Annotated in this window: 15 protein-coding genes and 3 tRNA genes; 13 read left to right on the top strand and 5 right to left on the bottom strand. The window is 45.2% G+C overall.

All coding sequences use genetic code 11. From position 1 onward, the window contains the following. Nucleotides 1-77: 77 nt before the first annotated feature. The 4 genes from B3N33_RS05600 to B3N33_RS05585 all read left to right on the top strand — a co-directional run bounded on the left by B3N33_RS05600 (nucleotide 78) and on the right by B3N33_RS05585 (nucleotide 1721). Nucleotides 78-392: an SCP2 sterol-binding domain-containing protein gene (locus B3N33_RS05600; protein WP_099830919.1), complete on the top strand. Its 315-nt coding sequence runs from the start codon at nucleotides 78-80 to the stop codon at nucleotides 390-392. Further along, a complete protein-coding gene (locus tag B3N33_RS05595) occupies nucleotides 393-743 on the top strand; it encodes a hypothetical protein (RefSeq protein ID WP_099830920.1) in 351 nt (116 codons plus the stop codon). It abuts the gene before it with no gap. A gap of 68 nt (nucleotides 744-811) precedes the next feature. Next, complete coding sequence (locus B3N33_RS05590) at nucleotides 812-1453, top strand: lactate utilization protein (RefSeq protein ID WP_099830921.1); 642 nt, start codon at nucleotides 812-814, stop codon at nucleotides 1451-1453. Beyond that, entirely contained in the window at nucleotides 1443-1721 is a 279-nt protein-coding gene (locus B3N33_RS05585; RefSeq protein ID WP_292590120.1) for an acylphosphatase, read from the top strand. Before B3N33_RS05590 ends, B3N33_RS05585 begins: the two co-directional genes overlap by 11 nt. Before the next feature lie 3 nt (nucleotides 1722-1724). Here B3N33_RS05585 and B3N33_RS05580 read toward each other — a convergent pair whose 3' ends face one another. Then, on the bottom strand, nucleotides 1725-2384 hold the full coding sequence (locus tag B3N33_RS05580; protein ID WP_292590119.1) for an HD domain-containing protein: 660 nt from the start codon (nucleotides 2382-2384) through the stop codon (nucleotides 1725-1727). A 96-nt stretch (nucleotides 2385-2480) separates the two neighbouring features. Here B3N33_RS05580 and surE point away from each other — a divergent pair, with 96 nt between their 5' ends. The 7 genes from surE to B3N33_RS05545 all read left to right on the top strand — a co-directional run bounded on the left by surE (nucleotide 2481) and on the right by B3N33_RS05545 (nucleotide 8267). Further along, nucleotides 2481-3245, top strand: coding sequence for a 5'/3'-nucleotidase SurE (surE, locus tag B3N33_RS05575; RefSeq protein ID WP_099830924.1), 765 nt, complete (start codon nucleotides 2481-2483; stop codon nucleotides 3243-3245). Further along, complete coding sequence (gene def, locus B3N33_RS05570; RefSeq protein ID WP_292590118.1) at nucleotides 3242-3733, top strand: peptide deformylase; 492 nt, start codon at nucleotides 3242-3244, stop codon at nucleotides 3731-3733. Before surE ends, def begins: the two co-directional genes overlap by 4 nt. Before the next feature lies 1 nt (nucleotide 3734). Next, nucleotides 3735-4667, top strand: coding sequence for a methionyl-tRNA formyltransferase (gene fmt, locus B3N33_RS05565; RefSeq protein WP_292590117.1), 933 nt, complete (start codon nucleotides 3735-3737; stop codon nucleotides 4665-4667). Between the two features lie 2 nt (nucleotides 4668-4669). Continuing rightward, entirely contained in the window at nucleotides 4670-4885 is a 216-nt protein-coding gene (locus B3N33_RS05560; protein WP_214060156.1) for a heavy-metal-associated domain-containing protein, read from the top strand. A gap of 67 nt (nucleotides 4886-4952) precedes the next feature. After that, nucleotides 4953-5041, top strand: a tRNA-Leu gene (locus B3N33_RS05555). Between the two features lie 44 nt (nucleotides 5042-5085). After that, a complete protein-coding gene (locus B3N33_RS05550) occupies nucleotides 5086-7638 on the top strand; it encodes an ATP-dependent DNA helicase (protein WP_292590116.1) in 2553 nt (850 codons plus the stop codon). Then, nucleotides 7629-8267, top strand: coding sequence for a ComF family protein (locus B3N33_RS05545; protein ID WP_292592430.1), 639 nt, complete (start codon nucleotides 7629-7631; stop codon nucleotides 8265-8267). Before B3N33_RS05550 ends, B3N33_RS05545 begins: the two co-directional genes overlap by 10 nt. 14 nt (nucleotides 8268-8281) lie before the next feature. Here B3N33_RS05545 and B3N33_RS05540 read toward each other — a convergent pair. Next, nucleotides 8282-8356 (bottom strand) — tRNA-Gln (locus B3N33_RS05540). A 58-nt stretch (nucleotides 8357-8414) separates the two neighbouring features. On the opposite strand from B3N33_RS05540, the gene B3N33_RS05535 reads away from it, so the two are divergent. Further along, complete coding sequence (locus B3N33_RS05535) at nucleotides 8415-9572, top strand: glycosyltransferase family 4 protein (RefSeq protein WP_214059940.1); 1158 nt, start codon at nucleotides 8415-8417, stop codon at nucleotides 9570-9572. On the opposite strand, the gene B3N33_RS05530 is transcribed toward B3N33_RS05535, so the two are convergent. Continuing rightward, entirely contained in the window at nucleotides 9556-10566 is a 1011-nt protein-coding gene (locus B3N33_RS05530) for a lysylphosphatidylglycerol synthase transmembrane domain-containing protein (protein ID WP_214079273.1), read from the bottom strand. The genes B3N33_RS05535 and B3N33_RS05530 overlap by 17 nt on opposite strands. Next, nucleotides 10563-11570: a glycosyltransferase gene (locus B3N33_RS05525; protein ID WP_214059938.1), complete on the bottom strand. Its 1008-nt coding sequence runs from the start codon at nucleotides 11568-11570 to the stop codon at nucleotides 10563-10565. The genes B3N33_RS05530 and B3N33_RS05525 overlap by 4 nt, the downstream gene beginning before the upstream one ends. Nucleotides 11571-12063: 493 nt before the next feature. Here B3N33_RS05525 and B3N33_RS05520 point away from each other — a divergent pair, with 493 nt between their 5' ends. After that, nucleotides 12064-12582 carry a nucleoside-triphosphatase gene (locus tag B3N33_RS05520; RefSeq protein WP_292590114.1) on the top strand — a complete coding sequence of 173 codons (519 nt, stop codon included), beginning with the start codon at nucleotides 12064-12066 and terminating at the stop codon, nucleotides 12580-12582. Here the strand turns inward: B3N33_RS05520 and B3N33_RS05515 are convergent. Continuing rightward, nucleotides 12561-12637: transfer RNA gene (locus B3N33_RS05515), tRNA-Cys, on the bottom strand. The genes B3N33_RS05520 and B3N33_RS05515 overlap by 22 nt on opposite strands. Nucleotides 12638-12792 lie beyond the last annotated feature (155 nt).

The following is a 12792-nucleotide window of genomic DNA, read 5'->3' as shown; positions in this document are numbered from 1 at the left end:
TTTATAAGAAATTTTGATCTCATTGTACAACAAAATGTTAGACTTTGTATGTAAAGCAGAAGCGAGGAGGTAGATTGATGACAGTCAGGAAAGCTATTGAGAAGATCAAGGGATTGGAAGCTGAGATGCTTTCGGAGATTACTGGAAAATTCTCGTTCTTTATCGAAGGAGGTGATCCACAGAGATTCACTGTCGAGATCTGCGATGGCAGGCTAGAGGTTTTTGAAGAAGAACGACCTTCGGATTGCTCAATACGCACAGATTTCGCGACCTTTGAAGGACTGATTGAAGGAGTTGTGAATCCTCTGACAGCTTTCATGACTGGAAGTTTAAGGGTATCGGGCGATCTGGCCTTTGCGATGAAGCTTAACAAACTGCTTGGAGGTGGATGAATGGCACATGAAGTACTGATATTGGCTTTTGAAGGGAAGAAATCTTGTTTTCTTCATGCTTTGCTGAATGCACTTGACATGTCGGAAAAGGGATTTGCCGTATCTGTCGTAATGGAGGGAGAATCTCCCCGTCTCATGAAAGAGATTACACATGAAAAGGATCCTGTTCATGAGATTTACATTGAAGCGAAGAAAAGGGGCCTTATAAAGGCCGTATGTTATGGTTGTTCGAAAATGATGGGCGTCCTTGACATAGTAGAGAAAGAGGGTCTCCCCCTGAATGGGGACATGAGGAACCACGTTCCGCTGGCACCATATGTGGAGCGTGGAGCCGAGATCATTACATTCTAGAGGAAATTCGAATTATTACTGCGGAGAGCTGACTAAAGGCAGATTTCTCTCAAAGAAGGGAGTTCGTGATGAGGAACAGTCTTAGACGATGGAAGAATGAAAAACTGGCGCAGAAACTCATAGAAGTCTTTGAAAGCAAATCCGTGAGGGTGATTTACCTCCCAGATATAGAAATGGTGGTCGAAGAAGTTCATAAGCTGATTCCCGATGGAGCTACCGTTAGTTCAGGCGGATCGGTGACGCTTCAGGAGTCTGGAGTAATGGATTTGTTGAGGTCGGGGAAATATGAATTTCTTGACAGAGACTCGGTTTCCGAAGATAGAGAGAAAAGGGAGATCATGATCAAGGCATTTGAGTCCGACTATTATCTATGTAGCGCGAATGCCATCACAGAGAATGGAGAGATTCTACTGCTGGATGGGAGCGGCAACAGGGCCGCTGCAGTAACGTTCGGCCCCGAGAAGGTGATTTTTGTCGCCGGAATTAATAAAGTCGTGAACGATCTGGATGCAGGCATCAAGAGGATCAAGTCGATAGCACCGATGAATGCAAAGAGGCTGAACTTGCATACTCCCTGCGTGACAACCGGATTTTGCTCCGACTGCAGCAGCGAAGAAAGAATATGTGAAACGTACTCGATAATAATCGATTCGAGAAGAAGACCATGGCGCTACACGATCGTTCTTGTAGGTGAAGAGCTTGGCCTGTAAGAAAACTCTCATGATAAGAGTCTTTGGGCGTGTGCAGGGCGTTGGTTTCAGGTACTTTGCCCTTCACACCGCCACGTCTCTTGGGGTGACGGGTTTTGTGAGGAACGAGCCCGATGGAAGTGTGGAGATCGTTTGTTCCGGATGTGATGAGGAAATCGATGCTTTCGTTGAAAGAATAGATAGGGGTCCATCCTATGCCAGCATTACAAAGACAGAAATTGAAGAGCTCCCATTCAAGCCGTTCAATAACTTCGAAATTAGGTACTGAGGTTTAGATTTGTCCCCATTCTGCTAGGAACCTCTTCACAAACTCCACAACGAAACTGTAGCGGTCCTCAGCCATTTTTCTTGCAGTTCCCGTCCAGAAAGTTTCCGGTCTTATCTTAAGTATCTTCTCGTGAAAATGATTGATAGAACTACGCGAATTGCCGCTATAAGAGTTGCACGGACCGAATTGGAGAGAGTGAAGAGGAGTTCCGACCTTTCCGGAATAGGCAACGACCCTTGCTATGGCCACTGCACCTATAGCGTCTAGTCTGTCCGCATCCTGGAGGATCTTTCCCGTCACACTGGTAGGTGTTAAACCGCCGGAGTATCTGTGCGATCTAATCGCCTGCGAGACTTCCGAGATAAACGAAAAGTTGAATTCCATGGTCGGTAGAAGTCCTAAAGCATATTCCGCGCCGGATTCTGCATGATCGATGCCGGTTAGAGCTTCTTGAGGCCGCTTAATGTCATGAAGGAGTGCGGCGATGACTGCCTTTTGAAGGTCACACCTCTCCCGAGAAGCAATTTCGCTCGCATTCTCCGTTACCCTGAAAGTGTGGGAAATATCATGAGCAGGGTCATCGTAGTCTTCAAAGGCTTCCCTAACGATGTGGAGGATTTCTCGCAAGTGTGGAATGCAGTCCATCAGCTCTGTAAGATTCATATTTCTCTCCTTGAGTAAAAAAGAAAAGTCTAGATGCATAATGTAAAATAAGTATACAAGATGATTTGTATGAATAGGTGAAAGGAGGCACGAATATTGAATATCCTCGTTACAAACGATGATGGAATCATGTCGCCCGGGATTATTTTGCTTGCCGAAACGCTTTCTGAAGAGCATGAAGTCCTTGTAGTTGCACCCGATGTCGAAAGAAGCGCGACTGGACACGCAATAACAATCAGAACTCCGCTGTGGGCCAAGGAAGTCAAAGTTGGTAATAAAAACATCGGCTATGCAATTAATGGTACTCCGGCTGATTGCGTAAAGCTCGGATTACTTGCGATTTCGGATAGGAAGATAGATCTTGTGATAAGCGGGGTGAACAAAGGGCAGAATATGGGAATAGATGTTCTTTATTCCGGAACAGTCTCAGGTGCTCTAGAGGGCGCAGTAACTGATACCCCATCGATTGCGGTCTCAAGCAGTGACTGGAGTAATCCCGAGTATGAAACCGCAGCCAGATTCATGGTCAATTTTCTCAAAATCTACGATGTCAGTAAGATGCCGGACTTCACGGCTCTAAATATAAATGTTCCTTCAGTCAAGTACGAGGAACTGAAGGGTTGGAAAGTGACCAGACAGAGCAGAAGAAGATACAAGGATTATTTTGAAAAGAGAAAGGACCCTTATGGGAACAACTACTACTGGATATTCGGAGAGGTAGTTGAAGATGAATGTTCTACTGATTGTGATTTCAACGCAGTTAAATCCAACTTCGTATCGATAACCCCTCTCCATGCCATTATGACCGATAAAGAGTATTTTGAGGAACTGAAGGAGATTTCGGAAGGGTGGTCGGAATGAAAGTGATTTATATAGGAAACCCCATACTTCGAAATGTTTCCGAGAGTGTCAAAGTTTTCGACGATGATCTCAGAGCGTTCGTGAAAGAGTTGAGCAAGACGATGTACGTTGAGGACGGCGTGGGCCTCGCAGCACCGCAAGTGGCTGTGTCCCGGAGGATTTTTGTTTACGACCCCGGAGACGGGTTGAGGGTAGTAATTAATCCAGAGATTATTTCCAAGAGTGATGAGACAGTAAGGATGGAAGAGGGTTGCCTCAGCATACCCGGAATTTACGCCGATATCATCAGGCCGTCTGCAGTTCGAATACATTATCAGGATGAATATGGCCGGCACCACGAAGAGGATTTGACGGACTATCCTGCGAGAATAGTGCAGCACGAGAGCGATCATCTTGAAGGAGTGCTATTCGTTGATTATCTTTCCTCATCAAAAAGAGCGGTGCTGAAACCAAAATTGAATCAGATAATTAAGGAAAGCATAAGATAAAATGAAGATCGTATTCATGGGAACTCCCGAATTTGCGGCTGCTCATCTCAAGGCGATTGTAGAATCGGGGAACAACGTGGCAGGAGTCTTTTCACAGCCTGACAGGCCTAAGGGGAGAGGGCGGAGAGTAGAACCCACCCCGGTGAAGACAGTCGCCACTAGCTACGGAATACCAGTTTTTCAGCCTGAAAAGATCAATTCTGATGAAGGGTTCGAAAAACTTTTGGAGCTATCTCCAGATATTATCGTTGTTGTGGCATTTGGAAAACTTCTTAAGTCGGGTGTTATAAACCTTCCAACCATCGGTTGTTTCAACGTTCATGCTTCTCTTCTGCCCAAATATAGAGGTGCAGCCCCGATTCAGCGAGCAATAGAAAGTGGAGAGACAAAGACGGGAATAACGATATTCAAGATTGATGAAGGAATGGATACTGGTGAGATTGCTCTCAAAAGAGAAATCGAAATAGAATCGTCGGACACTTTAGGAACGCTTTACACGAAGCTTGAAAAGCTTGGTACAGAAACATTGCTGGACTTTTTGAGAATCGTAAACGAGGGAAAGCTGAAGCTTTCTCCACAGCAAGGAGAGTTTTCGAACGCACCTAAAATCCAATCTTCGGATCTCGTCATCACAGATTTCTCTGATCCTGTGAGGGTAGTGAATAAGATAAGAGCTTACGACCCCCGTCCGGGAGCAAGAGCAGAGCTTGAAGGTAAACCGATAAAGTTGTATGGGGCTTCAGTAATTGACTTCTATGGGAAAGGCCGTAGAATCGGCGAAATTGTGGAAATTGATGACCGTGGAATGGTTATTAGCTGTGGCACTGGAAATGTTATTATATCGTTAGTGCAGTTACCCGGGAAGAAACCGATGAGACCCAAGGATGCTGTAAGTGGTCGGTTAATTCACGATGGGATGATTTTGGGGGGATAAAAATGCCCAGGGTAATGAGGTTATTTCAGATCAGAAACGAGATCACTGAAGATGGTGCTGCTAGAATAGTTGCGAGACTAAGGTCGCTCGACGGCATAGTTAAGGCTCAGGCAGATGTTGCCAGCGGAGTGATAGAAGTTGAATACGAGAATGCAATCGTTGACAGATATATAATTCAGGAAGAACTGTCCAAACTCGGTTTTGATATGCTTATATAAACCATTCTCGCACTTTCCTTCTTGACAAAGGAATCCGGTCAAGTTATAATTTCTGACGTGTGACGTTGCCGAGGTGGTGGAATTGGCAGACACGCATGGTTGAGGTCCATGTGGGCAGTTTAGCCTATGCGGGTTCAAGTCCCGCCCTCGGCACCACTGAACCGGGTTCATAGCCCGGTTTTTTTATTTTGAGGTGCTTCTTGGGAGAGATTCTGCTAGGTAATATTTTCAAACGGAACGCAAAAACAAAAATTAGCTTGAGACGGATTTCTCAGAACTCTCCATTCGTCTCAATGAATATCGAAGACCTTCCTTCGTTCTTTTCGGAGAGAGGTGAAGACTGTCTTTTTGTGGATGGGTCGTTGGACAGTGAGTATCTCCAGAAGATAGCTATCGATGAAGGATATCTGAGAAGCTTTCTTTTTCAGTCGGAGTCTAAGGATCTCGGGACTCGGATTCTTCAGTACAGAAAGGCTCTTAAGAAAATGCCAGCAGGGCTCTCATCGATAGTTGAGAAGACCGTGGAAAACGGTGGGCTGAGGAACTTCCTTCTTCTTGCACTTAGGGAAAGCGAGTTTCTAGATCCGTGGGAGGATTATGTGCTTTCCGCTCTCAAGAGGAATGAAAGAAGAGAAAGGGGCAATCCCAGGATCAATCTTCAGAAGACCGTAAAACTGGTTTTCAGTGAGGGTGGGCTCCTACAGGATTCAATGAAGGGATACGAATTCAGACAAGAGCAGTTCATGACGGCTCTTGAAATCGCAGAGTCAATTGAAAGAGACGGCAATCTAATGATCGAGGTCGGTACTGGAACCGGAAAGAGTATAGCATACCTGGCACCGATTGCATACGCCTGTATCTCGACTATGAATCAGGCAGTTGTCTCTACAAGAACAAGAATCCTTCAAGATCAGCTCTTTAAGAAAGATGTGGAGGTGCTGAGGACCTTTCCTAACCTTGATGATCTGCGTGTTTCGGTAATGAAGGGGAGAGAAAGATATCTTTGTGTCAGAAAGCTTTTTGAGGTCGTGACCCTCGCTCTCAACAAGATGTTGGATGAAGAGATGTCAAAGGAACTTTCAGGAATACTCATCTGGTCTATGATAACTTGCGAGGGAGATCTCGACACGCTTCCGTTGAAAGAAGAGATGAGAAGAATGATTTCTGGAAACAGATTCGACTGCACGAGACGACTCTGCCCTTTCTTCGAGATCTGTCCTTATTACGTCCAGAGAGAAAACGCGAAATGCTCCGACATAGTTATCACGAATCACTCCTTCCTCTTTAGCGAAGCAAACATAAGACTTTCCGACGGAGACGCCGAAGAGCGAGAAGATATCGGAACTCTTCTCCCGGGATTCAAATATCTCGTTGTGGATGAGGCACATGAGCTCGAGGCTTCATTGACACAGGCCATGAGCTACCGCTTTCAGCCGTACGAGCTGGCCGGTACTGTGAGAAGACTCATAAAGGCAGTTAGGAATTCCTTTGGATTTCTGAAGAGGCACTTTGACGAGGATTTTTTGAGAAGACTGTGGACAAAGCTCAAAGAAGCAACCGCTAGTCTGGACAAACAGATCACAGAGCTTGTCAGGGTTACAGGCAGTTCTGAATCCGGAAACCGAACTACATTCACTGGAAGAGAACTCGAAGTGATAATATCTATGCTCGTAGCAATTTCCGATACTCTTCAGACACACGTATATATTGGTACCCAGACGATGCAGATGCTGGATGATGTAGAGGAAAGAAATGAAAAGATAGATGGTTTAGAAGCTGAAGTAAGCAGGATTCTCACTGAAACAAGGGAATGGATGAAACAGATAGCGGGAATCACTTCTTCTCAGGAGTCGAGGGTTGTTTATGTAAGCCGATTTGAAAGGCGCCTCGATAGCCTCAGCATAATTTCCTCACCTGTGGAAAACGATACCTTGATGGCATCAATCTTCCCCGATGTAAGCGTCAAGATTTTCATCTCTGCGACTCTGTGGGTTTACAGCAGGGGTAGCGATGGCTTCAATTACGCCAGAAGAATACTTGGAACAAGCAGTAACAATGAAGCGGTTAGGCTCGGAACTTCATTTGATTATACGCAGCAGCTTAAGTTCTTCGTCCCGACCGATCTGCCCGACTATCTTCCGAATTCGCTAATCTATCTCGAAAGTGCGGCGGATATAACGCTCAAAGCCTTGAAGATAGTAGGTGGTGGTTCAATGGTGCTTTTCACTTCTTACGAAGACATGAAAGGGACTCTTTCCAGAATCTCCGGCGGACTTGGAGATATGGTGATTCACATTCAAGATAGGGAGGACAGTCCGACAACCATTCTTGCAGACCACGTAAATTCAGAGAAGTCCGTGATATTCGGAGCCAGAGCATTCTGGGAGGGTGTAGATCTTCCTGGTGAACAGCTCAAACTCCTGATTGTATACAAGCTCCCCTTTGAAAGACCGGATGAACCGCTAATTGAGGCTAGAATAAAACATTACGGGAAGAGGAGTTTCGTAGAAGGTATGAACAAGTATTATTATCCAAAGATGATAACGGCCTTCCGACAGGGACTCGGCAGACTTATAAGAACCAGGGGTGACCATGGGGTTGTGATTGTGCTGGACAAAAGGATAATCGATTCTAGAAGAGCTTACTCCAGGAAACTGCAGGCTTCTCTTCCTCCCGGAGTAGACATTCAGGCTGAAAGCAGCAGCAAGATCTTAAGAGAACTAAGAAAGCTTAAGAGGGAGAGATGGATCTAATGATCAGGTCTATCATCTCTCACTTCTTTCCCAACTCTTGTCTCGCCTGCGAGAAGGAAATAGATCCAGGTCATTACCTTTGCTTCGAGTGCTTAAACTCGATGGCTGGTCCGATTATGGCCCCACTTAAACTTCCATACATTGATTCAGCCTTCTCTTACTGGAAGTACGAAAGCCCGATGAGGGAGCTGATTCACGCTTACAAGTTCGAAGACAGACCGGGTATAGCCCGTCTTTTTTCAAATATGACCTTCGAGATGATGAATACGTTTCTCCCGGCAACGAACGTTGTTGTTCCGGTACCAACATCGCTTCAAGCTTTCGTAAAGAGAGGTTATGACACAAACTTGGGAATACTGCGATTTCTCTCCCGAAAGGTGGAAATAAGGATTGAGAACATACTCTCAATATCGGGAAAGACTGTACCTCAATCTACTCTCAAAATGAAGGATAGAATTGATAATGTGAAGGACAAGTTCCGTCTCAAGAAGAAGCCGTCATGCGATTCGGTGATTCTTTTCGATGACGTTGTTACTTCTGGCGCAACTGCCAGCCAATGTGCTAGAGTTCTTAGAGAAGGGGGAGTAAAAGATATTGTTTTCTTTGCAGTTGCCAGTGCAAAAAAATAGGGCCTCACGGCCCCTGGCTGGGAGAGGAGGACTCGAACCTCCATCGGCGGATCCAGAGTCCGCTGTCCTACCAATTGGACGATCTCCCAAGACAGTAAAGATTATAAAGCAGAAGGCAACTGGTGTCAAGACGTTTGGAGGCATATGATGAACATAGCGATGTTCAGTGATACTTATTCTCCTCAGGTTAACGGAGTGGTAACCATGATCAGAATGCTTGAGGAAAATCTTCAGAAAAGAGGACACAATGTCTACATTTTCACAGTGGATCACCCCGAGGCCGGCATTCAGGAGAACGTTTACCGTGTCCCTTCGCTGAGATTTCCATGGGAGAAGCAACATAGAATTGGCCTTCCAACTAACTTCAAAGAACTCATTCAGATTGTGAAGAGTCTCGACATAGACATCGTCCACTCTCATACGTCTCTCATAGTAGGATATCTGTCTGGTATGGTGATTTCCAATCTTCACATTCCTGGTGTCACGACCTATCACACGATGATGGAAGAGTATGTCCACTATATCCCTTTTATGGAGCCTATTCTGAGAGTATATATAAGAGGTCAGGATAGAAGGTTTTGCGACAAGAACAGAGCCGTCATCGCACCTTCGATCAAGATAAAGAAGCTGCTGCTCTCTTACGGCGTTTCGTCTCATATAGAGGTAATTCCAAATGGCGTTGACCTGGCCCCTTTCATGAAAGAAGTCGATATTGATGAAATCAGATCGTTTAGGAACAAGTACAAGATCGGCGAGAACGAGAAGGTTCTGATCTTCGTCGGCAGACTGGGAGAAGAAAAGAGTATAGACAAACTCATCGAGAACTTCGCCAGGATCAACACAGCTCTGCCGGATTCCCATCTACTGCTAGTTGGAGACGGACCTCTAAAGGGCAAACTGAAGGAACTTGCAGGAAACTTGGGTGTTGGCAAGAGGGTTCACTTCACAGGTTTCTTGAAGTGGCCGGATGAGATTACGTTAGCCTACAAGAGCAGTGATGCGTTCATGATTGCCTCTCACACGGAGACCTTTGGCTTGGTTACGCTTGAAGCAATGGCATCCGGCCTGCCGGTAGTGGCCTTCAAGGATGACAGCATTGCAAATATGGTTCTAGATGGAGAGAACGGGTTTATGTGCCCCTCAAAAGAAGAGTTGTCTACTGCGGCGATTGAGCTGCTTACAGATAGAGACCTCATGGAGAGAATGTCGAAGCGCTCTGTTGAGATTTCTAAAGACTTCTCAGCGGAAGCGAATGTCGAGAGAACGCTGAATCTTTACCAGAGAGTGATTAGAAACGAGATTTAGATTTGAACCCAATTTCGTGTGCCGAAAGCATTCCACCGAAAATGATGTTGGCGTAGTAGCTGAAGAATCTCCAAATAAGCAGTGCGGCTCCTATCCCATCGCCAAAGAAGGATTTGAAGAAGAGAACATAACCGCCTTCAGAAACACCGCTTGCTCCCGGGGTAGGAATAAGCGAGACAACAAGAAAGAGTATCAGTTGGACGGAAGTGATCTCAAGGTAGTTGACGGGAGTACCGATCGAAAGTGAAACAAAAAACGGAATTGATATCATGCAGATCAGCTGAGCCAGCGTACTCAATGATGCCATGACAAGTGTAACAGGTCTTTCTATAAGACACTTCATTGAAGAGTGGAAGAAACGCAGTTCTCTAAGAGCCTTCTCTATCATCGAATCTCTATCCTTTATGATCCTTATTCTGCTCAGCAAGTTGATCATCAAGCGAATTAGCTTTTCCGTGAACCCTTGGTTTAAGGAGAATAGAATCAAGAATGCAAAAACGAAGCTGTTGAGTACGAAACCGAAAATCGACAGAACGGCCAAGTTGGAAATCCTTCCCACAACTATGGGATAAGCCTTAATGATTGCAGCAGCTCCAAGAACAGTAATTACTGACTGGTAAATCAGGAACCTTGAGACCAACATTGCTGTTGACTCGCCAACAGATATTCCCTTTCTTTGCATAAAAACTATCTGTGCGGGCTGTCCTCCCGAGGAGAAGGGCGTGATCCCATTGAAGAAGGTTCCAATAACCGTGATCTTGAAAAGATAAGTCAAAGGGATTGTCAGGCTCCTCATCAAAGCAAAAGTCTTAAGGGTTACTGCTTCAAAGAACCAAGTGCCAACTGTCAGACAAAAAGTAAGAAAGAGCCATCCGGGATTGGCACTTGCAAGATAAGAGATCGATTTGTTGAAGTCGGTAGCAAGTAGGACAATTACTATAATCAGAACGCTCAACGAGATAGCGATCAAAAAGTTCCTTGTGGTTCTCTTCATGGTCTCTTGTCAAGTACCTCAAGATAGATACTCTTCAGTTTCTGGCCGATAATCGAAAGATCCCTCTCAAGAGCGGTCTCCTTCCCACAAGATGTAATCTTCTTCCTAACACTATTGCTCTCAAGCAATATATCGATCTGTCGCATGAATTCTTCATTGCTCTTGGCTTTCAGACAGTTCTCATTGTGCTTCATCCAGTCGCTGTAGACCGGGATGTCTCTAAGTACTATCGGTGCTTCAGTTGAGAGCGCTTCGAGGACTACGATGCCTTCAGTTTCCTCGTAGCTTGGAAATAGAAACACGTCACAGGCCGAGTAGGGGCCAATAATCATCTCTTGAGGAACAAAACCAGGGAACTTCACATTGTCCGGGGGATTTCTCAGAAGACGTCTTATCTTTGCGGGTAATAGACTGCTGATCTTAGCTCCAAACCAGAAGAAGGTAAGGTCTTTCCTTGCCTCCGCGATCTGACAGAAATCTATGACGCCCTTTCTCTCGAAGGGAAGGCCCACCGACAAAACCAATGGTTTTCGAATTTCATTGTCTGACAGGAATTTCTCGGCCAAAGCCTTGTTTCTGCTGAACTTCTTGTTGTCAACACCGTTGGACACGGCTTTAATCGGCAGATTTATGCCGTAGTTCATTATGAGTTTCTTAGCATACTCAGTTGGGGAAATAAGAAAATCCGCCGATGAGTAAAGCTTTATCAACCTCTTTTTAAGCCAGGGAGCAATGACATTTGAAAGAGTGAACGAGTTTCTGAAATCCTCATAAGTCGTGTGAGTATGATAAATGACGGGAATATGAGCTTTCTTTGCTTTCTTGAGAACTCTCTCTGCTCCCGGTCCGATCGTGTTGATGTGAACGACATCAAAACGGTCTTCCTCATTCGTTGTGTACTCAACGCCAACCTTGTCAAGAGCAGACATCTGGTGTTTGAGAGCCATTCCCACGCCCGACTTGCTGAATAGCTTTTTGCCTTCGGAATAAAGCAGAACCTTCATCTCTACCTCCAGGAGAACTCCATGTTGATCGTTAGTGTAGCTTCGCCAAAGATGCTCATCTGCTAGAAGTGATTCTGTTACAGAAAGTAGTTTCGAAACCTGAATCGAAGAGATCTCTTTCCTATTCTCAGCCACTAAGAACCGCACATTGAGAAACTACTTCCAGAACGGCGAGACGCTCTTCAACGACTATTTTACCCCATCTTGATGCATTTAGCATATCCTTTGCATTCAGTACGGATAGGGTTTCCCTAACAGAACTGGCGTGTCTCCTCATTCGTCTTAACTATCCATATTTGTTTCTCGATTGAAGAAGCGAACCACACTTCACAAATAAGACACAGAAGATCTTCTGAAGCTTATTAGGCATGGAGTTTATGAACCTAGTCATTAAGGTATACTAATGCGTGTTGCAGATAGAGTATTATGGAGGCATAAGTTGTAGCAGTTGATGCCTTCGTAATTCTTCGTTGATAGTGTTGGGGGAATTCCTATGAAGTTTTTCATAACAGGAGAGAGAAATTCAGGAAAGAGTTATCTTGTAGAAAGAGTCAAGACCTTGGCTAAGTTCACAGGGTTTGAAACCCGCTTTGACGAGGATCTTGTTGACCTTTCCATTAATTTCTTTAATGGCAATTCATTTCTCATAGGTTCTCGAGATAACGGGCGATTAAAGATGGTGGACGAAGGGTTCACATCTGCTACGAAACTTCTTGGAGCTATTGAGATTCCATCCGATCATCTCCTGATAATGGATGAGATAGGTTTTCTTGAGGAAGACTCCCCCGAGTTTCAGCAAGCGGTTGTCTCTGCCCTTAGAAGAGCGAGGCATTGCTTGTGTGTTCTTAGAAAGGGCGACTTCTCATTTATCGGTCACCTTAAGTCGTCTATGGGAATAAGAAGTATAGAGCTAACTCCTGAGAATAGAGAGCAAGTATTCGGGAGAATCGCTAGAGAAATAGAAAGAGAGAGGGCGTTGCTGCCCTCTCCTGGAGGCGACGAAGGGATTTGAACCCTTGAGTAGAGATTTTGCAGACCTCCGCCTTTGACCCCTTGGCTACGTCGCCCAACGAGAATTATTCTAGCATGTAAATAGGATCATTTCAACAAAAGGGCCGCTATCGGCGGCCCTCGGGGTGGAAAATTCTTCAGGAGGGAGGTTGGCTCCCTGTTACTCGGGTCTGGAACCAACTTGCAACAGGACGCGGGGACATCCTTTGCA

Source organism: Mesotoga sp. UBA5825 (genome assembly GCF_002432955.1).
Lineage (GTDB): Bacteria > Thermotogota > Thermotogae > Petrotogales > Kosmotogaceae > Mesotoga.
Note: the sequence above shows the minus strand (reverse complement) of the source record. Positions and strands in the feature narration are given on the sequence as shown.